Annotated in this window: 14 protein-coding genes; 7 read left to right on the plus strand and 7 right to left on the minus strand. The window is 71.3% G+C overall.

Annotation, left to right across the window (positions count from 1 at the left end):
- Positions 1-34: 34 nt before the first annotated feature.
- Together BS80_RS28660 and BS80_RS28665 are read left to right on the plus strand one after the other, a co-directional pair.
- A complete protein-coding gene (locus tag BS80_RS28660; RefSeq protein WP_035803529.1) occupies positions 35-472 on the plus strand; it encodes an STAS domain-containing protein in 438 nt (145 codons plus the stop codon).
- Between the two features lie 104 nt (positions 473-576).
- A complete protein-coding gene (locus tag BS80_RS28665) occupies positions 577-1,479 on the plus strand; it encodes an RNA polymerase sigma factor SigF (protein WP_051967309.1) in 903 nt (300 codons plus the stop codon).
- Between the two features lie 38 nt (positions 1,480-1,517).
- On the opposite strand, the gene BS80_RS28670 is transcribed toward BS80_RS28665, so the two are convergent.
- Positions 1,518-2,555: a helix-turn-helix transcriptional regulator gene (locus BS80_RS28670; RefSeq protein ID WP_035803533.1), complete on the minus strand. Its 1,038-nt coding sequence runs from the start codon at positions 2,553-2,555 to the stop codon at positions 1,518-1,520.
- 102 nt (positions 2,556-2,657) lie between these two features.
- On the opposite strand from BS80_RS28670, the gene BS80_RS28675 reads away from it, so the two are divergent.
- Positions 2,658-3,056: a VOC family protein gene (locus BS80_RS28675; RefSeq protein WP_035803535.1), complete on the plus strand. Its 399-nt coding sequence runs from the start codon at positions 2,658-2,660 to the stop codon at positions 3,054-3,056.
- Between the two features lie 38 nt (positions 3,057-3,094).
- Here BS80_RS28675 and BS80_RS28680 read toward each other — a convergent pair whose 3' ends face one another.
- From BS80_RS28680 to BS80_RS28700, 5 genes are all read right to left on the minus strand, one after another.
- Positions 3,095-4,105: a quinone oxidoreductase family protein gene (locus BS80_RS28680; RefSeq protein ID WP_035803537.1), complete on the minus strand. Its 1,011-nt coding sequence runs from the start codon at positions 4,103-4,105 to the stop codon at positions 3,095-3,097.
- A 169-nt stretch (positions 4,106-4,274) separates the two neighbouring features.
- Positions 4,275-5,297, minus strand: coding sequence for an alcohol dehydrogenase (locus BS80_RS28685; protein ID WP_035803539.1), 1,023 nt, complete (start codon positions 5,295-5,297; stop codon positions 4,275-4,277).
- Between the two features lie 93 nt (positions 5,298-5,390).
- Positions 5,391-6,389 (minus strand): type I glyceraldehyde-3-phosphate dehydrogenase, encoded by a 999-nt coding sequence (gene gap / locus BS80_RS28690; RefSeq protein ID WP_035803541.1) that lies wholly within the window; start codon positions 6,387-6,389, stop codon positions 5,391-5,393.
- 112 nt (positions 6,390-6,501) lie between these two features.
- Complete coding sequence (locus BS80_RS28695; RefSeq protein ID WP_035803544.1) at positions 6,502-7,458, minus strand: GlxA family transcriptional regulator; 957 nt, start codon at positions 7,456-7,458, stop codon at positions 6,502-6,504.
- A 35-nt stretch (positions 7,459-7,493) separates the two neighbouring features.
- Positions 7,494-8,978, minus strand: coding sequence for a purine-cytosine permease family protein (locus tag BS80_RS28700; protein WP_035803546.1), 1,485 nt, complete (start codon positions 8,976-8,978; stop codon positions 7,494-7,496).
- Positions 8,979-9,247: 269 nt separating this feature from the next.
- Between BS80_RS28700 and BS80_RS28705 the strand changes: the two genes are divergently transcribed.
- From BS80_RS28705 to BS80_RS28720, 4 genes are all read left to right on the plus strand, one after another.
- On the plus strand, positions 9,248-11,296 hold the full coding sequence (locus tag BS80_RS28705) for a beta-galactosidase (RefSeq protein ID WP_051967310.1): 2,049 nt from the start codon (positions 9,248-9,250) through the stop codon (positions 11,294-11,296).
- A complete protein-coding gene (locus tag BS80_RS43655; protein WP_051967311.1) occupies positions 11,293-13,509 on the plus strand; it encodes an MGH1-like glycoside hydrolase domain-containing protein in 2,217 nt (738 codons plus the stop codon). Before BS80_RS28705 ends, BS80_RS43655 begins: the two co-directional genes overlap by 4 nt.
- Before the next feature lie 28 nt (positions 13,510-13,537).
- Complete coding sequence (locus BS80_RS28715; RefSeq protein WP_035804182.1) at positions 13,538-14,464, plus strand: LysR family transcriptional regulator; 927 nt, start codon at positions 13,538-13,540, stop codon at positions 14,462-14,464.
- A gap of 136 nt (positions 14,465-14,600) precedes the next feature.
- Positions 14,601-17,255, plus strand: a complete 2,655-nt coding sequence (locus BS80_RS28720) for a M9 family metallopeptidase (RefSeq protein ID WP_035803548.1) — start codon at positions 14,601-14,603, stop codon at positions 17,253-17,255.
- 73 nt (positions 17,256-17,328) lie between these two features.
- On the opposite strand, the gene BS80_RS28725 is transcribed toward BS80_RS28720, so the two are convergent.
- On the minus strand, positions 17,329-18,564 hold the full coding sequence (locus BS80_RS28725) for a DUF4185 domain-containing protein (RefSeq protein ID WP_035803550.1): 1,236 nt from the start codon (positions 18,562-18,564) through the stop codon (positions 17,329-17,331).
- Between the last annotated feature and the right edge of the window lie 52 nt (positions 18,565-18,616).

An 18,616-nucleotide genomic window follows, 5' to 3' on the forward strand; every position in this document is an offset into this window, starting at 1 on the left:
GACCCATGCCGAACCGTCCAGGAGGTCTGCGCCGATGTCCGTGTCCGTTCCGCTGCCCGAGGACTCCGTCGAACTGAGTGTCACCTGTGTGCTCCGAGGGGAGCTGGCGGTGCTGTCGGTCGCGGGCGAACTCGACGTCGCCACAGCCCCCTTGCTGTGGCAGCACCTCGCGGACCAGCTGGCCCACGGCCGCCGGCACCTGGTCGTCGATCTGGAAGGGGTGCCGTTCATGGACTCGTCCGGGTTGAACGTCATCATCCGGGCGATGCGCGAGACCGGGCTCGCGGACGGGAGCCTGGCCCTCGCTGCCCCGACCCCGCCGGTGTTCAACCTCTTCCGCCTGACCGGGATCAGTCGCACCCAGCCGATCCATCGCGATGTGGAGTCGGCGGTTGTCTCGCTCTGCCTGAACCTGATGATGTCCGAGCCCCCGCGCTACGAGGTGGCGTCTGTCGCATCAGCGCAGCCATAAAAAAGACATAAACGGACATTATGGACAGTTTGAGGTTTGGGGTACATCACCACTAGTGATAGGGCTAGAGGCGCACTACGACGACACCCGACGGAAGGAACGTCATGACAGCGCCTCGCGCTCTGCCGGCCAATCCCCATCCCGTGCACGGCACCACCACGTCGTCGAACACCTCGCCGGCTGCCGCCGCACACCCCGCGTCGGCGGACCTGCCGCAGATCGACGACCCCGGCGTCGTCGCCCCCGCCGACGCGCGCGAACTGTCCCGGGTGCTGCTGGCCAGGCTGAGCCTGCTCGAAGAGGGCACGGCCGGCTTCTCCTATGTCCGAGGCGTCCTGATCGAGCTGAACATCTCGCTCGTGAAGTACGCGGCGCGCCGGTTCATGTCCAGTTCGGAGCCGATGGACGACATCGTCCAGGTCGGCACCATCGGCCTCATCAAGGCCATCGACCGTTTCGAACCCGAACGCGGACTGGAGTTCACCACCTTCGCGCTGCCCACCATCATCGGCGAGATCAAGCGACACTTCCGGGACACCACCTGGGCCGTCCACGTGCCCCGCCGCCTGCAGGAACTGCGCCTGACGCTGGCCAAGGCAACGGACGAGCTGGAGCAGCGACTGGACCGCGCGCCCACCGTCGCCGAACTCGCCTTGCTCACCGGGGTGAGTGACGACGAGGTCACCGAGGGCCTGACCGCCGGCAACGGCTACACCGCCGGTTCGCTGGACATGCAGCTCGAGAACGACTCGCCCGACAGCACGCTGGCCCGCCGGCTGGGCTTCGACGACACCCGGATCGCCCGGGTCGAGGACCTGCACGCCCTCAAGCCCCTGATCGCCTCCCTGCCGGAGCGCGACCGGACGATCATCTCGCTGCGCTTCGTGGAGGAGCTGACCCAGGCCGAGATCGGCGAGCGCCTGGGCGTCTCCCAGATGCAGGTCTCACGCCTGCTGGCCCGCGCCCTGGCCACGCTGCGCGCCGGGCTGCTGCACGACGACTGCTGATCGGCGGCCGGCCGGGTCGACGAGAGCCGACCAGGCGGCTACGGATTCCCCGACCCGGTCCCGGGGCCCGGCGGGCGCCCCTCCGGCGCCCGCCGCCGGGCCGAATCCGCCAGCCGATCGGCGAGCGCCACGACGAGGTCGCGCAGCTCGTCCGGTCGCTCGATGACGAACGGGCGGTCCAGCGACGCGAGGACGGCGGGCAGCCAGTCGAGCCGGTCCACCCGCATGTCGACGCGGGACCAGCGCTCGGCCTGCGGATCCGCGCCGCTCGCGGACGGCAGTTCTGCCACGAGCGCGACGCCGGCGGGAAGCCGGGCGCGGATCTGCTCGGCGGTGCCCTGGACCCGCAGCGTCACCTCGTGCCGGTAGGGAGCCGTCGCGAAGCCCTGGAGGAGGCGCTGTGCCGGATCGAGTCCGGCGGGCGGCTCGAACGAACCGGGCAGGGTCTTCGCGACGGCGATGCGATCCAGCCGGAACGTCCGGTCCTCGCCGATCGTGGGATCCGCACCCGTCACGTACCACTTGCCCGCATGAGCGACGAGCCCGTGCGGGTGCAGGGTGCGCTCGCTGTGCCGACCGTCGGCGGCGGTGTACCGGATCGAGATCGGCCGGTGATGGCGCACCGCGTCGGCGATCGGGAGCAGGACGGCGGTCTCCGGGGCGGCCGACGTGTCGGGCGCGCCGGTGAAGGCGAGCGAGTCGAGCACGGCGTCGAGTCTGCGGACCAGCCGCTCGGGCAGCACCCGCCGGACCTTGGCCGCCGCCGTCTCGCCCGCCGTGCCGGTGGCCGTCGTCAGGCCGGAGCGCCGGCTCGCGACCAGGCCGAGCAGGACGGCGAGCGCCTCGTCGTCGCTGAGCATCAGCGGAGGCATCCGGAAGCCGGGTGCGAGGCGGTAGCCGCCGTAGCGGCCGCGCACCGACTCGACGGGCACGTCGAGGTCGATGAGGTGGTTCACGTACCGCCGCACCGTGCGCTCGTCGACGTCGAGCCGATCGGCGAGTTCGGCCACGGTACGAAGGCCGCCCGACTGCAGGAGTTCCAGCAGGGCGAGCACGCGGGCTGTGGGTCTGGGCATACCCGGAAGTCTCCCTCGAATACCGGGCGGGTTCCGCCCGGTATTCGTCCTAGCGTGTGGTCAGGAGCACCAACCAGATCAACCCACCACCTGGAGAACCCCATGAACTTCGTCTCGATGCGCATCATCACGGGCGACGTCGCACGCCTCGTCGACTTCTACGAGCGCACCACCGGAGTGCCGGCGAGCTGGTCCACCGAGGACTTCGCCGAGCTCAGGACACCTGCGGCCACCCTCGCGATCGCCGGCACCCGTACCGTCCCGCTGTTCGCGCCCGGCTCCGCCCAGCCGGCTGACAACCGCAGCGTCATCCTGGAGTTCCTCGTCGACGACGTGGACGCCGTGCACCAGAACCTGACCGGCTTCGTCCAGGACTTCGTCAACGAGCCCACCACGATGCCGTGGGGTAACCGCTCGCTCCTGTTCCGCGACCCCGACGGCAACCTCGTCAACTTCTTCACCCCCGTCACGCCGGCCGCCGTCGAGAAGTTCGCTCGCTGACGCCGGACTGAGGGATCTTGAAGGGGCGTCACCCGCGATCAGCTCTGCGTCTCCTCGCGGCGTCCGGCAGCGGCCGCATCGGGTATGACGAGCAGCTTGCCGGTGGTACGCCGAGCCTCCAGATCGCTGTGGGCCTGGGCGGCCTCGGACAATGCGTAGCGGCCCGTCACGGTGACCTCAAGCGCCTTGGAGCGCACCCACTCGAACACGTCGGCGGCCCGTCGCAGCAGTTCGGACCGATCGGCGATGAAGTCCCCGAGGCTGGGCCGGATCAGGGTCAGCGAACCGCCCTGGGCGAGCCGAATCGGATCAAACGGCGGCACGGCACCACTTGCCGCGCCGAAGAGCACGAGATGACCGCGGGTTCGCAGGCTGGCGAGGCTCGCCTCGAAGGTGTGCGCGCCGACGCCGTCGAAGACAACCGGCAGCCCCTGACCGCCGTTCAGCCGCCTCACCTCGGCTGCGAGATCGTCGACTGCGGAGGAAAGGATCACCTCAGCGGCCCCGGCACGCTTCGCCAGCTCGGCCTTCGCCGTGGTCGACGTCGTGCCGATCACCCTGCCGCCGAGATGGGTGATGAGCTGGGTCAAAAGCAGCCCCATGCCACCGGCAGCCGCATGCACGAGCACCGTGTCGCCCCCCTGAACCGGGTAGGCGTCCTTGACGAGATAGTGCGCGGTCATGCCTTGGAGGAGCACGGCGGCGGCTGTCTCGAAGCCGATATCGTCGGGCAGCGGCACCAGCCGGGAGGAGTCCACGACGGCCCGCTCGGCATACGTGCCGGGAATCTCCACCCAACCGACCCGGTCCCCGACTGCGACGTCAGCGACGCCGGGTCCCACTTCGACGACCGTGCCGGCGCCCTCAGCGCCCGGGGTGAAGGGCAGCGGGAGGCTGTACCGGCCTTCGCGGTGGTAGACGTCGAGGAAGTTGACCCCGGATGCGGCGACCTCCACGATCGCCTCGCCCGGACCCGGCCGCGGCTGGTCCACCTCGGCCTCCTGCAGCACCTCGGGACCGCCCACTTCGTATACCTGAATCGCTCGCATGGCCCCACCAACCCCGTTGACGGCGATCCGATTCCCGGCGCGCAGACCGGGCCGCCGCCCCGCCGAGAGCTGAGACGCCTGCTTTGCACCCGGGACTCGAACTTGTCCCGTCGGCTCGACGCGTCGGCGTGCCTCAGCCCCGCCGACCTGGCCGTCTCCTGACGCTGCGTCAGGAGACGGCCAGCACCATCCGGAAGCGGGCGGCGCCGGAGATCATCTTCTGGTAGGCCTCGGCGGCTTCGCTCAGCGGCACGACCTCGGTCATCGGGCGGATCCCGTGCAGGGCGCTGAACGCCATGGTGTCCTGCACGTCCTGCGCGGTGCCGGACGGGTGGCCGCGGATGATCCTGCCGCTCATGAGCAGCTCGTTCGGGCTGATGCCCAGCGGCTCGGCGTCGGCGCCGATGACCACCAGCTCGCCGCGGGGGGCGAGGCCGCCCACGGTGGCCGTGATGGCGTCGGAGTTGGCGGCGGTGGCCAGGACGACCTTGGCGCCGCCGAGGGCCAGCAGCGCGTCCGCGACGGTGGTGTCCGCGGTGCTGTCGATGTAGTGGTGCGCGCCGAGCTGCTCGGCGAAGTCGGCCTTGGCGGGCCCACGGGCGATGGCCACGGTCTCGAAGCCCATCGCGGCCGCGTACTGCACCCCCAGGTGGCCGAGGCCGCCGATGCCGAGTACGGCGACCAGGTCGCCCGGCCGGGCGGAGCTGCGCCGCAGCCCGTTGTACGTGGTCACCCCCGCGCAGGCCATGGGCGCCGCATCGGTGGCCGCCAGGGCGTCGGGGATCCGGGCCAGCGCGTCCGCCGGTGCGATCACCGTCTCGGCGTAGCCCCCGTCGTAGGCCCACCCGGGGATCTTGATGTTCTCGCAGACGATGAAGTCACCTCGCCTGCAGGACGTGCAGTGCCGGCAGCTGCCGCCGAACCAGCCGACCGCCACGCGGTCGCCCACCTGCCACCCGACGTGCGTTCCCTCGCCGAGCGCCTCGATGCGCCCGGCGATCTCGTGCCCGGGGACCAGCGGGAACCGTACGCCCGGGAGCCCGGCGTTCACGAAGATGGCGTCGCTGTGGCAGACACCGCACGCGTCCACGGCGATCCGGACGTGGCCCGGGCCCGGCTGGGCCGCCTCCCGCTCGACGATCTCGAACGGACCGCCGGCGGCGGCGACCTGTGCGACTCGGTAGATGCTCATCTGGCGCTCCCCGTGCTGCGAGTTGGACGGCCCCCAAGGACCAGCAGACCAGCTCCGGCTTGAATCGGCGCGGGGAGCGCGGGGAGCACCGGGTCAGGCGGTGGCGAGGAGTTCGAGGGTGTCGATCACCCGGTTCGAGAAGCCCCACTCGTTGTCGTACCAGGCGACTACCTTGATGTGGCGGCCGTCGACGCGGGTGAGGGCCGAGTCGAAGATCGCCGAGGCCGGGTTGCCGGTGATGTCGGAGGAGACCAGCGGGTCCTCCGAGTACTCGAGCACGCCGGCGAGCGGGCCCTGTGCGGCGGTGCGGTAGGCCGCCAGGACGTCCTCGCGCGTGACGTCGCGGGCGACGGTCGTGTTGAGTTCGACGATCGAGCCCACCGGGACCGGCACCCGGATCGAGTCGCCCGACAGCTTGCCCGCCAGGTTCGGCAGCACGAGGCCGATCGCCTTGGCGGCGCCCGTCGTGGTGGGCACGATGTTGACGGCGGCCGCGCGGGCGCGCCGGGCGTCGCGGTGCGGGCCGTCCTGGAGGTTCTGCTCCTGCGTGTAGGCGTGCACGGTCGTCATGAAGCCGTGCTCGATGCCGGCGAGTTCGTCGAGGACGGCGGCCAGCGGCGCGAGCGCGTTGGTGGTGCACGAGGCGTTGGAGACGATCGTGTGCGCGGCGGGGTCGTACGCGTCGGTGTTGACGCCGTAGGCGAGCGTGACGTCGGCGCCGTCCGCCGGCGCGCTGACGAGGACCTTCTTGGCGCCCGCGTCGAGGTGGGCGCGGGCGGCGGTGGCGGAGGTGAAGCGGCCGGTCGCCTCCAGCACGATGTCGACACCGAGGTCGGCCCAGGGCAGCATCGCCGGTTCGCGCTCGGCCAGCACCACGATGCGGCGGCCGTCGACGACGAGGGCGTTCCCGTCGGTGGTCACCGGGCGGCCGAGCCGGCCCGCCGTCGTGTCGTAGGCGAGCAGGCGCGCGAGGGTGGCGGGCTCGGTGAGGTCGTTGACGGCGACGACGTCGAGTTCGCTGCCGCGTTCGAGCAGGGCGCGCAGCACGTTGCGTCCGATGCGGCCGAATCCGTTGATGGCGATGCGAGTCATGAGTGCTGTCCTGTCCTTTCGGGGTCACCACCAGCCTCGCGGACGGCCCGCGCCGGTGACAGCGGCAAGATCGCCAGGGTCCGAAAGGATCGAGCCATCGGCCGGTGGCGGGCTACTCACCCTGCGCGAAGGTGCGCCGGTACTCGCTCGGGGTGGTGCCCAGCACGCGTTGGAAGTGCAGCCGCAGGTTGGTCCCGGTGCCGAGACCGACGTCGGCGGCGATCTGCTCGATGCTCCGCGGGGAGCGTTCCAGCAGCTCCCGGGCGACGTCGACGCGCGCACGCATGACCCACTGCAGCGGTGTGTAGCCCGTGTCCTCGACGAAGCGCCGGGAGAAGGTGCGCGGTGACACCGCCGCGTGCCGGGCGAGCATCCCCAGGGTGAGCGGCTCGTCCAGCCGGTGCAGTGCCCATTCGCGGGTGGCGGCGAACCGCGCGCCGAGCGACTCGGGCACGCTGCGCGGAACGTACTGCGCCTGGCCGCCGCTGCGATAGGGGGCGGCGACCAGGCGCCGGGCCGCGTGGTTCGAGGCGGCCACGCCGAGATCGCCGCGCAGGATGTGCAGGCACAGGTCGATGCCGGAGGCCGCGCCGGCCGAGGTCAGCACGCTGCCCTCGTCGACGAACAGGACGTTCTCGTCGACCCGCACGAGCGGATGCCGGGCCGCCAGCGCCCGCGTGTAGTGCCAGTGCGTGGTGGCGCGCCGGCCGTCCAGCAGGCCCGTCGCGGCGAGGGCGAAGGCGCCGGTCGAGATGGCCGCGAGCCGCGCACCCCGGCCGTGGGCGGCGATCAGCGCGTCGATGACGGCCTGCGGCGGGTCGTCCCGGTCCGGGAACCGGTAGCCGGGGATGAAGACGATGTCCGCCCACCCGAGCGCCTCCAGGCCGTGCGCGACGGCGTACGACAGACCGTCGCCGCCGGTCACCAGCCCGGGGGAGGCGCCGCACACGCGGACCTCGTACGGCATGCTAGCGCGGGTGCTGAACACCTGCGCGGGGATGCCGACGTCGAGTGGCTTCGCGCCCTCCAGTACGAGGACGGCAACATGACGCGTGGACGGGACGGGCACGGGGACGAGCGTAGTTGCGTCCCCGTGCCTTCGCCTCAGACGGTGACCGGTTCGGCCTGTTCGGCCAGGTCGGCCTGCTCGGACCCGGGCGTGGCGGTGGCCGGGGTGTTCTCCCGGGGGGTGGGGAGCACGGCCATGATCACGGCGGAGATCACGATGGTCGCGGCCCAGGCGAGTCCGTACCGGCCGATGGGAGTGCCGGAGAACGGGCCGGCGAACCAGTCGCACTTGGTGAAGGCGAGCCCGGTCAGCAGGGCCAGCACCCAGGACGCCATCGCCTGCCAGCAGAAGCCGCCGGTGTACCAGTACCGGCTGCTCGGGGTGGTGTCCATCAGCGCGCGGGCGTCGTAGCGCACCGCACGCGACCGGCGCCGGAACATGTCCACGGCGTAGACGCCGATCCAGGCCGAGAAGGAGACGGCGAGCAGGATCAGGAAGGTGATGAAGGAGCCCAGGAAGCTCTTGGCGACCAGCATCAGCATCAGGCCGCCGACCAGCGAGATCACGGCGTTGATGCTGACGGCCATGGCGCGCGGGAGCTTGACCCCCATGGTCTGCGCGGTGAAGCCGGCCGAGTACATCGAGAGGCTGTTGATCAGCAGCATGCCCACGATCGCGGTCAGCAGGTACGGCACGGCCAGCCAGGTCGGCAGCAGGTCACCGAGGAAGGAGACCGGGTCCGCGGCCTGCGCCAGACCGGGCGAGGCCACCGCCATCACGGCGCCCATCAGCACCATCGGCACCATCACCAGACCGGCGCCGGAGACCGTCACGCCGACGATCTTCCTCCCCGAAGCCGCGTGCGGCAGGTAGCGGGCGAAGTCCGGGCCGGTGGGGACCCAGCTGATGCCGCCGGCCGCGATGGTCCCGATGCCGGCGATCATCATCGCGGTGGTGCCCGCGGGCTTGGAGAAGACCTCGCTCCAGTGGATGGTCGCGATCAGGTAGCCCAGCACCAGGACGCTGAAGATGCCGAAGAGGTACGTCGACCAGGTGTTGCAGACGTTCAGCGCCTTGCGGCCCATGCCGGAGACCAGGAACGTGCAGGCGACGAAGACGAAGAGCGTGACGACGATCAGCGCGGTGTTGCTCTTGACGCCGAAGAGCAGGTCCAGCACGGTCAGCACCGCGTAGGCGCCGGTGACGGCGTTGATCGTCTCCCAGCCGAACCGGGCGACCCAGAGGACCGCGCCGGGGAAGAGGTTGCCGCGCACACCGAAGGTGGCCCGGGAGAGCGTGGCACCCGGCGCCCCGCCCCACTTACCGGAGACCGACACCAGGCCGACCATGCCGAAGGAGGCAAGCGCGGCGCACGCCGCGACGATCAGGACCTGCCAGAAGTTCAGCTGGTTGAACACCACCAGGGCCGCACCCATGGTGAGCAGCAGGACGCTGATGTTCGCCGCGACCCAGGTCGGGAAGAGCTCGCGGACTCTGCCGTGGCGCTCGTGGTCCGGGACGGGTTCGATTCCGCGTGTCTCTATCGCGCCGTCGGTGTCGGCGGTGGACAGCTGGTCCATGAGGGTGGCTCCGAGCGTGTGGGGCGGGAGTTGATTCGGTCAAATGGGACATTGATGGAACTCTTCGCGCGTAGCGCGATGCGAACGATCCTAGTTTGCCCTAGATCTGCCCTGCCGATGATCACCGGTGGCCGTGAGCGACGCGGTGCGTGACGCCGGGGCGATGCCGTGCGCGGTCGGGGGTACGAAAGCGGTCACGACTCTTGACGGGCTTGGCATGTCCTGCGTTCTGTAGACGGCATGAGGTCTTCAGACGTCGGGGGGCGGGGATGACCGGAGCGAGATCCGGGGCGTCCGCCGGCCTCACCCGGGTGCCCGGGCTGCTCTACGGCGGCGACTACAACGCCGACCAGTGGCCCGAACAGGTCTGGGCCGAGGACGCCCGGCTGATGCGGGAGGCCGGGGTCACCCTGGCCACCGTCGGCGTCTTCGCCTGGGCCCGGCTGCAGCCCGCGCCGGACAGCTGGGACTTCGGCTGGCTGGACCGGCTGCTGGACCTGCTGCACGCGCACGGCGTCGCCGTCGACCTGGCCACCGCCACCGCCTCGCCCCCGGCCTGGCTGGTGCGCGCCCACCCCGAGCTGCGTCCGGTCACCGCCGACGGCGTGCGGCTCGAGTTCGGCTCCCGGCAGCACTACTGCCCGTCCTCGGCCGTCTACCGCGCCGCCGCCACGCGCCTGACCCGGGCGCTCGCCGAGCGCTACCGCGACCACCCGGCGCTGGCGCTCTGGCACATCCACAACGAGTACGGCGACCACGTCACCGAGTGCTTCTGCGCCGAGTCCGCCACTGACTTCCGCCGCTGGCTGACCGAGCGTTACGAAGACGTCGAGACGCTCAACCAGGCCTGGGGCACCGCCTTCTGGTCGCAGCGCTACGGATGCTTCGAGGAGATCGAACCCCCGCGCACCGCGCCGGGACCGGGCAACCCGACGCAGCTCCTGGACTGGCGGCGCTTCTGCTCCGACGCCCTGCTGGCCTGCCACCGCGCCGAGCGGGCCGTGCTGGAGGAGATCTGCCCACAGGTGCCGGTCACCACCAACTTCATGTCGATGTTCAAGGCGCTGGACTACTGGGAGTGGGCCCGGCACGAGGACTTCGTCTCCGACGACGCCTACCCCGACCCGGCCGACCCCCGGGCCCACGTCACGGCCGCGATGACCTACGACCTGATGCGCTCGCTCAAGGACGGCCGGCCATGGCTGCTGATGGAGCAGGCGCCCTCCGCCGTCAGCTGGCGTCCCGTCAACCTGCCCAAACGGCCCGGGCTGCAGCGCCTCTGGTCGCTCCAGGCGCTGGCCAGGGGAGCGGACGGCATCCTCTTCTTCCAGTGGCGCGCCTCGGTGGCCGGGGCGGAGAAGTTCCACAGCGCCATGCTGCCGCACCGCGGCACCGCCTCGCGCGGGTGGCGGGAGACCGTGCGGTTCGGCGCCGAGCTGCGCCGCCTCGTGGAGCTGGCCGGCAGCCGGCTGCGCGGGCAGGCCGCCGTCGTCCTGGACTGGGACAGCTGGTGGGCGCTGGAGCTGGACGAGCACCCCAGCGCCCGGATGCGCTGGCCGGACCTGCTCCGCCCGTGGTACGCGGCGCTGTACGAGCGGGGGGTGACGATCGACTTCGTCCGCCCCGGTGCGCCGCTCGACGGCTACCGGGCGGTGCTGGCCCCCAACCTCTACCTGCTCACCGAGGAGAGCGCCCACTGGCTCACCCGCTACGTCCATGGCGGCGGGACGCTGGTCTGCGGTCCCTTCAGCGGGATCAGCGACCGCGACGACCACGTCCACGCCGGGGGGCACCCGGGCCCGCTGCGCCCGCTGCTGGGCGTGGTGGTCGACGAGCACTGGCCGATCCCCGACGGCGCCTCGACCACGGTGCGGTTGGCCTCGGGCGAGATCCGGGCCACTCTGTGGAGCGAGTGGCTGGAGACCGAAGGCGCCCAGGCACTCGCCCACTACGCCAGCGGCGACCTGGCGGGCCGTCCCGCCGTCACCCGTAACGTCCACGGCGCCGGGGCGGCCTGGTACGTCGGCTGCCACCTCGGCGCGGACATCGCCGCGGTGCTCGACCTGGCGCTGGCACCGACCGCGATCGCACCGGCGTTCCCGCTCCCGCTGCCGCCCGGTGTCGAGGCCACCCGCCGGCACGCCGAGGACGGCACCACGTACCTCTGCCTGCTCAACCACGGCCCGGACACCGTCCGGCTGACCCTGGACGCCACCGGGACCGACCTGTTGACCGGGACGGCCGTCGCCGGCCGGCTCACGCTGGGACCGCTCGACGCCGCTGTTGTCCGCCTCCACCCCACCGAGGACCGCGCATGAGCCCGCTGGACCGACGTCACTTCCTGGCCGCCGCCTCCACCGCCACCGCACTCGCCGCGACCGCCGCGCTGCCGGCCACCGCCGCCACCGCTGCCACCGCTGCCACCGCGACGGCCGCGCCGGCGCAGCCCGCCGACCGTGCCCAGGAGGAGTACCCGGACGTCCTGGACCTCCACGGCGTCCCCGCCGTCGCCTACCCCGGGGACGGCAACGACAACAACCCCGTCACCGTCCTGGCCGACCTGGGCGCCTGGCACGCCTACGCCCTGCCCACCGTCCAGGACACCGCCGCGCACGGCGGATTCAGCGGGCCGCTCTACCTCGCCCAGGAGTACCCGTGGTGGCTGAGCGGCGGGTTCAGCCGGATCGAGGTCGGCGAGCACGGCCAGCCACTCGCCCTGTCCGCCGGAGCGCCACCACGGCTGACCGCCCTGCCCGGCCGGCTGCGCCAGTCCTACGACCTCGGTGCCGGGCTGACGCTGCGTCTGGACCTCTGCTTCGCCGGCAACCGCAGCGCCCTCGTCCGCGCCCGGCTCACCAACAGCGCCGCTACCCCGCGCACCCTCACCGTCTGCTGGAACGGCACGCTGCTGCGCCCCGCCGAGCAGCCGCAGCACGCCGCACTCGCGCTCGGCGCGACCGCGACCGGCGTCGCCGTGGAGTTCGCGCGGGTCAGGGAGGTCTGGGACTTCCTGACCGATGGCACGGAACGCTTCGAGATCACCCACGCGAACGCGGTCCGCACCACCGTGGACGGCGACTCCTACCGCACCGCGCTCAGCGCGCCGCTCACCCTCGTGCCGGGCGGGAGCCGAAGCCTCGACTGGGTCGAGACCTACACCTTCACCGCCGCCGAGCGCACCCGCGAGGCCGCCACGGTCGACCGCGCCCTGACCGACCCCGATGCGGTCGGGGCGGCCAACGCCGCCCGCTGGCAGGGCTACCTCGACCGCGCGACCGAGGGCGTCCCGGCCGAGCGTCGCCGGCTCGCCGTCAAATGCGTGCAGACGCTGATCACCAACTGGCGCAGCCCGGCCGGCCGGATCCGTCACGACGCGATCACCCCCTCGCTCTCCAACAAGTGGTTCAACGGAGTCTGGGCCTGGGACACCTGGAAGCAGGCCGTCGGCACGGCCCGCTTCGCGCCCGAGCTCGCCGCCGCGCAGATCCGCGCGATGTTCGACCACCAGATCCGGCCCGACTCGCCGACCCGCCCGCAGGACGCCGGGATGATCCCCGACTGCGTCTTCTACAACGACCCGAGCACCGGCGGTGGCAACTGGAACGAGCGCAACTCCAAGCCACCGCTGGCCGCCTGGGCGGTCTGGGAGGTCTACCGGCACGGCGGGGACCGGGCCTTCCTGCGGGAGCTCTATCCGCAGCTGACCGCCTACCAGGACTGGTGGTACCGCGACCGGGACCACGGCCACGACGGCCTGGCCGAGTACGGCGCCACCGTGGACCCCGCCAACGCCGCCGCCGAGGACTGCCGTCAGGCCGCCGCCTGGGAGAGCGGGATGGACAACGCCCCCCGCTTCGACGCCGCGCTCGGCGCGGCCGTCGTCCCCAACCGAAGCGCGGACGGCACCCTGCTCGGCTACTCGCTCACCCAGCACTCCGTCGACCTCAACGCCTACCTCGCCGCCGACAAGCGCCATCTCGCCGCGATCGCGGAGACCCTGGGCGACCGGTCGGCCGCGGCGCGGCTGCGTGCGCAGGCGGACGGCGTGGACCGGGCCGTCCGCGCGAGCATGTACGATTCGGCCACCGGTTGGTTCCACGACACCGACCTGGCCACCGGTGCCCGCCTGACCGCTCGGGGACGCGGAATCGAGGGCGTCGTCCCGCTCTGGTCCGGCACCGCGACACCCGCCCAGGCCGCCAGTGTGCGCACCCGCCTGCTCGACCCCGCCGAGTTCGGCACCCGGCTGCCCTTCCCGACCGTCTCCAGGAGCTCGCCGTACTTCGATCCCGAGGGCTACTGGCGCGGTCTGGTCTGGCTGGACCAGGCGTACTTCGCGCTGGAGGGGCTGCGTCACTACGGCTTCACCGCCGACGCCCGCGACCTCACCGCCCGCCTGATCGCCGTCGCGGGCGGGCTCACCCAGGACGCCCCCCTGTCGGAGAACTACCACCCGCTGACCGGAGCCGCCCGCAACTCCCCGAACTTCAGCTGGTCCGCCGCGCTGCTGCTGCCCCTGCTACGGGGGTGACCGCAATCGACATGTCACCGGAGCAACGATGGAACAGCTTGAGCTTCGTCATCTGCGCCTGGTGTGTGCGATCGCGGACACCGGTGCGCTGCGCCGCGCGGCGGCGCTCCTGGGCTACTCGCAGCCGGCGGTCAGTACCCAACTCCAGCGGATCGAGAGCTATTTCGGCGGGGAGCTGTTCCTGCGCAGCCGGGCGGGGGTGCTCCCGACGCCGTTCGGCGTGAAGGTCCTCGCGCAGGCGCGTGACGTGCTCGCGCAGGTGGACGCCATCGGCCGGCCATCGGACGCGGGCGCCGGCGGGGCCGGCCAGGTCCTGCGGCTGGGCGCGACCAACACGCCGATCCTGTCCGGCCTGGTCGTCCGGATCCGCCGGGCGCTGCCGCAGCTGGCGCTGACCGTCAGTTCCGTCTACTCCTCGGCGCAGATCGTGGAGCTCCTGGAGAGCGGTGAGCTGGACGCCGCGATCGGCACGGACTATCCCGGCCTGGAGTTGCAGCACTCGCAGGCCGTCGCGCATCGCGGGATCGTCACCGAGCCGTCATTCGTGGCGCTGCCCGCCGACCACCGGTTGGCCGACCGGAGTGAGGTCTCGCTGTCCGAACTGGCCGAGGACGCCTGGTTCGTGACACCGGACGACGGCGCCGGCTGGCCCGGGGTCTTCTACGTCGCCTGCCAGGTCGCCGGATTCCACCCGGTCACGGTGCACCAGTTCCTCGGCGACATGCGCCAACTCCAGGACATGATCGCCGCCGGGCTGGGCGTCGCGGTCGTGCAGGCGACCTTCCGCCCGTCCGCCGGCGTACTGGTCAAACCCCTGACCGGCAGGCCGGTCTGGTGCCGCTACCTGCTGGCCTGGCAGCTGGGCGGCGTCTCCGAGGAGGTCGTCGAGACCGTCCACCGGTGCGCGACGGCGGCCTACCGTGACCTCGCCGTGCAGGCGTCGCACCTGCGGTAGCGGGCGCGGGTGTTATCACCGCCCGGGCGAGGTGCTATCACGCAGTGCGTTGCCAGTGGCCAGAGGCAGTGAGATGTTACATGTCACGTCTCACCCCCCACCTGAGGCGTACCCCCACGTTCACTCAGGAGCATTGATGCGCCATCGATTTGCCCTGCCCAGATTCCTGGCCGCCACGCTGGCGGCCGGCATAGCGACGGCCGGTCTGCTGGCTTCGCCGGCGATCGCCGCAGCCGGCCCGAAGTCCCCGGCCGCCGCTCCCGCCGCTCCCGCCCACGGCGCGAGCGCTCCCCAGGGGCTGGGGCCGCTCGGCCTCAACACCGGGCCGTCCACCCAGGCGGACGTGCGGAGCCGGCCGGTCGACCCCGCCAAGCAGCCGCCGGTCAGCCCGGTCAGCCCGACCGCGCCGTCGAAGGCCACCGCGCACGCGAAGGCCATGTCCCTGGCGGCGGCACAGTCCTGTACGGCCGCCGACTTCGGCAGCCGTTCCGGATCCGCGCTGGTCAGCTACATCCAGGCCTCGACCATGGACTGCGTGAACACGCTGTTCAAGCTCACCGGCACCGACGCGCACAGCGTCTTCAACGAGGCGCAGATGGTCACCGTGGCCGGCGCCCTCCAGAGCGCCTCGGCCTCCTACGCCGGCAACAACTCCACCTCGGTGTGGCAGCTCGTGCTGTTCCTGCGCGCCGGCTACTACGTCCAGTACTACCACCCCACCGACGTCGGGACGTACGGCCCGACCCTGAAGGCGGCCATCGAGGGCGCCCTGGACGCCTTCATCGCGTCCCCGCACTTCATGGACGTCAGCGCGGACAACGGTGACATCGCCGGCGACGTCATCGTGCTGACGGACAGTGCGAACGAGCAGGCCCGCTACCTGAGCACCTACAAGCAGGTGCTCAACGCCTACACCAGCTCCTACGACGCGATCCCCAGCATGGTCGCGGCCGTCAACGACGTCTTCACCCCGGTCTTCCGCGGCCACCAGAACCCCGCGTTCATCACCGCGGTCACCGCGGACCCGAGCCTCATCGACACGCTGAACACGTTCGCGCTGAAGAACCAGTCGGAGCTGAGCGGGGACGCGTCCTACCTGGACTCCAACGCCGGCACCGAGGTCGCCCGCTTCCTCGACACGGCCGCTCTCCAGGCCAAGGTCCGCCCGCTGGCCAAGGGGCTGCTGGGCGTCTCGGCGATCACCGGGACATCGGCACCACTGTGGGTCGGCGTCGCCGGGATGACCTCCGCCAACGACCAGGCCCAGTGCTCGTACTACGGCACCTGCAACTTCGCGGCCCAGCTCACCGCCGCGTCGCTGCCGACCACGACGTCCTGCGGCTCGACGATCACCCTGCTGACGCAGGCGCTGACCGCCGCGGACCTGACGGCGGTCTGCTCGAGCCTGCAGGCCGAGGTCCCGTACTTCCAGAACCTGGACAAGGTCACCAGCCCGATACCCGGCCAGTACGACACGAAGGTCCGGCTCGCCATCTTCGCGAGTTCCAAGGACTACCAGGTCTACTCCAGCTGGATCTTCGGCAACAGCACCAACAACGGCGGCGAGACGTTGTCCGGCAACCTCACCGACCCGGCCAACCAGCCCGTCTCCATCCAGTACCAGTGGCCCAACGACAACGGCTTCGCGGCACGGGTCTGGAACCTCAACCACGAGTTCGCGCACCTGATGCAGGGCGAATTCGACATGAAGGGCGACTTCCCCACCGAGATCAGCGTCCCGGACATCTGGTGGATCGAGGGTCAGGCCGAGTACGTCTCCTACAGCTACCGCGGGGTCGCGGACACCGACGCGATCACCCAGGCGAGCCAGCAGACCTACAAGTTGAGCCAGCTGTTCCAGAGCACGTACGACAACTCGGACGTCACCCGTACCTACCCGTGGGGCTACCTCGCCGTGCGGTACATGTTCGAGAAGCACCCCGCGGACATCACCAACATGCTCACCCACTTCCGCACCGGTGACTACACCGGCGGCTACGCCGTCTACAACAGCATCGGCACCGGTTACGACGCCGACTTCAGCAGCTGGCTCTACGCGCTGGCCAACGCCGGCTCGAACGGCCCCTCGACCCCCTGCACGGACCCCGACGTCCGCTCGATGGGCCAGAACTGCTACCGCACCAACCAGTCGGCCAGTGTCGGCAACGACGAGGGCCTGTTCGTCTACCTGCCGGCCGGCACCTCGACGCTGACCATCTCCACCAGTGGTGGCACCGGTAACGCGGACCTGTACTACAACCCCGACACCTGGGCCACGCCGACCGCGTACACGGCCAAGTCGACCAACGCGGGCAACACCGAGAGCCTCACCGTCACCAGCACCAACGCCGCCCCCGGATACCGCTACATCGACCTGCACGCCACCACCGCGTTCAGCGGGGTCACCGTGACCACGCGCTACGTCTTCGGCACCGGCGGCGGGACCGGCGGCGGAACCCTGCCCGCGTGCACGGCCACCGACACCCGCACGATGGGCCAGAACTGCTCGCGCGCCAACCAGGCGGCCACCGCGGGCAACAACGACTACCTGTTCGTCTACCTGCCGGCCGGCACCTCGACGCTGACCGTCTCCACCAGTGGCGGCACCGGTAACGCGGACCTCTACTACAACCCCACCACCTGGGCCACCCCGACCGCGTACACGGCCGAGTCGACCAACGCGGACAACACCGAGAGCATCACCGTCACCAACACCACCGCCGGATACCGCTACATCACCCTGCACGCCACCACCGACTTCAGCGGAGTCACGGTGTCCACGCAGTACTGACAGCGCGCATCCGCCGCCGAACGGCGGTGACCGGGCGGGGAGGCGAACGCGCCTCCCCGCCCGTCGACCTGCTCTACGGGTTGATCCCGTCGTACTGGAGCACCCGGTAGGGCGAGGTCCCCTGCTGCCCGTTCCACTGCGAGACGACCAGCGTCAGCGAGCTCGCGCTCGCGCTGCCCGGGTGGATGTAGCCGCCGTAGAGGAAGGGCAGCTGCGGCCGGCCCCAGTGGCTCGGCGGCAGCGTGTTGTTGCCGACGACCTGCGGCTTGGGCGCCGTCCAGACGGCGTCGGGGCGGGGCGCGGTACGCGTGCAGATCGAGTAGTCGTCGACGTCGAAGTAGCTCATGCAGTAGGTGCCGCCGATCCGCTTGACGGAGAACTCCCCGATGTTGTTGCCGGAGAGGATGACCGAGGGCGCGGCGGCCTGGGTCCACTGCCAGGAGCCGTCGAGGTAGGCCCAGTTCTGCTGGGCGCCGAAGTTCCCGGCCCGGAAGTCGTCCGGCTGGATCCGGAAGAGCTGGATCGCGCCGCCGTCGGCGGTGTTGCGGTGGGTGCCGTTCCAGCGCTTGGAGAAGATGTAGAGCCAGCCGTCCGGGTCGATGCCGGCGAAGGACCACATGCCGTACATGGACTGGTTGTTGTGCTGGGTGTCACCGGCCCAGTGGTAGGGGTAGTCCTGCCAGGTCACGCCGTAGTCGTCGGAGTAGGCGACGCCGGACATCAGCGAGCCGTCGTAGCCGGCCGGCGGATCCCAGACGGCCACCGAGGTGTACTGGATGTAGGTGCGGCCGCCGAACTCGATGCAGTCGTTGGGGATCCGGCTGAACTCCCAGCCGTAGCCGTTGTCCGCCTGGTGCGTGTAGCCGAACAGCTGGTTGGCCTGGCCGCCGGTCGGCATCGCCCAGCTGAACGAGATCGGTGAGCCGCCGCTGTTGTCGAAGTTCGCCTGGGCGAGCATCACCGGCGAGCCGAGGTAGGGGTCGCGCTGGGCGGCGTTGGCCCAGGAGTCGCCGAAGACGTAGCCCCAGGAGCCGTCGTGCGCGCGGAAGTACGGGATGCCGAGGTCGCCGGAGCCCAGACCCTGTGCGCTGGCCGAATCGCCGGGGGTGTCGCACAGCGCGGCGCCGCTCTGCGCCATCGGTCGCAGGGCCGGGTGGCGGCCGGCGGGGCCGGGGCCGGCTAAGGCGGCGGAGGCCGGACCGGCGGCCGCGCCGAGCAGGCCCGCGCCCAGGGTCAGGCCGGCTCCGGCCCGCAGGACCGAGCGACGGGTGACCTCGCCGGGCCCCGGCGGCTGGGAGTGGTGGGACATCGGGTGATCCTCCAGAGGGTGGGGTGCGGCGCGTGGCAGTTCGCTGACGGTG

Source organism: Kitasatospora mediocidica KCTC 9733 (assembly GCF_000744225.1).
Lineage (GTDB): Bacteria > Actinomycetota > Actinomycetes > Streptomycetales > Streptomycetaceae > Kitasatospora > Kitasatospora mediocidica.

Bases quoted from the DNA above. Each gene is read 5' to 3' on its own strand.
- BS80_RS28660 (WP_035803529.1), top strand. From the start codon at position 35: ATGTCCGTGTCCGTTCCGCTGCCCGAGGACTCCGTCGAACTGAGTGTC.
- BS80_RS28665 (WP_051967309.1), top strand. From the start codon at position 577: ATGACAGCGCCTCGCGCTCTGCCGGCCAATCCCCATCCCGTGCACGGC.
- BS80_RS28670 (WP_035803533.1), bottom strand. From the start codon at position 2,555: ATGCCCAGACCCACAGCCCGCGTGCTCGCCCTGCTGGAACTCCTGCAG.
- BS80_RS28675 (WP_035803535.1), top strand. From the start codon at position 2,658: ATGAACTTCGTCTCGATGCGCATCATCACGGGCGACGTCGCACGCCTC.
- BS80_RS28680 (WP_035803537.1), bottom strand. From the start codon at position 4,105: ATGCGAGCGATTCAGGTATACGAAGTGGGCGGTCCCGAGGTGCTGCAG.
- BS80_RS28685 (WP_035803539.1), bottom strand. From the start codon at position 5,297: ATGAGCATCTACCGAGTCGCACAGGTCGCCGCCGCCGGCGGTCCGTTC.
- gap (WP_035803541.1), bottom strand. From the start codon at position 6,389: ATGACTCGCATCGCCATCAACGGATTCGGCCGCATCGGACGCAACGTG.
- BS80_RS28700 (WP_035803546.1), bottom strand. From the start codon at position 8,978: ATGGACCAGCTGTCCACCGCCGACACCGACGGCGCGATAGAGACACGC.
- BS80_RS28705 (WP_051967310.1), top strand. From the start codon at position 9,248: ATGACCGGAGCGAGATCCGGGGCGTCCGCCGGCCTCACCCGGGTGCCC.
- BS80_RS43655 (WP_051967311.1), top strand. From the start codon at position 11,293: ATGAGCCCGCTGGACCGACGTCACTTCCTGGCCGCCGCCTCCACCGCC.
- BS80_RS28715 (WP_035804182.1), top strand. From the start codon at position 13,538: ATGGAACAGCTTGAGCTTCGTCATCTGCGCCTGGTGTGTGCGATCGCG.
- BS80_RS28720 (WP_035803548.1), top strand. From the start codon at position 14,601: ATGCGCCATCGATTTGCCCTGCCCAGATTCCTGGCCGCCACGCTGGCG.
- BS80_RS28725 (WP_035803550.1), bottom strand. From the start codon at position 18,564: ATGTCCCACCACTCCCAGCCGCCGGGGCCCGGCGAGGTCACCCGTCGC.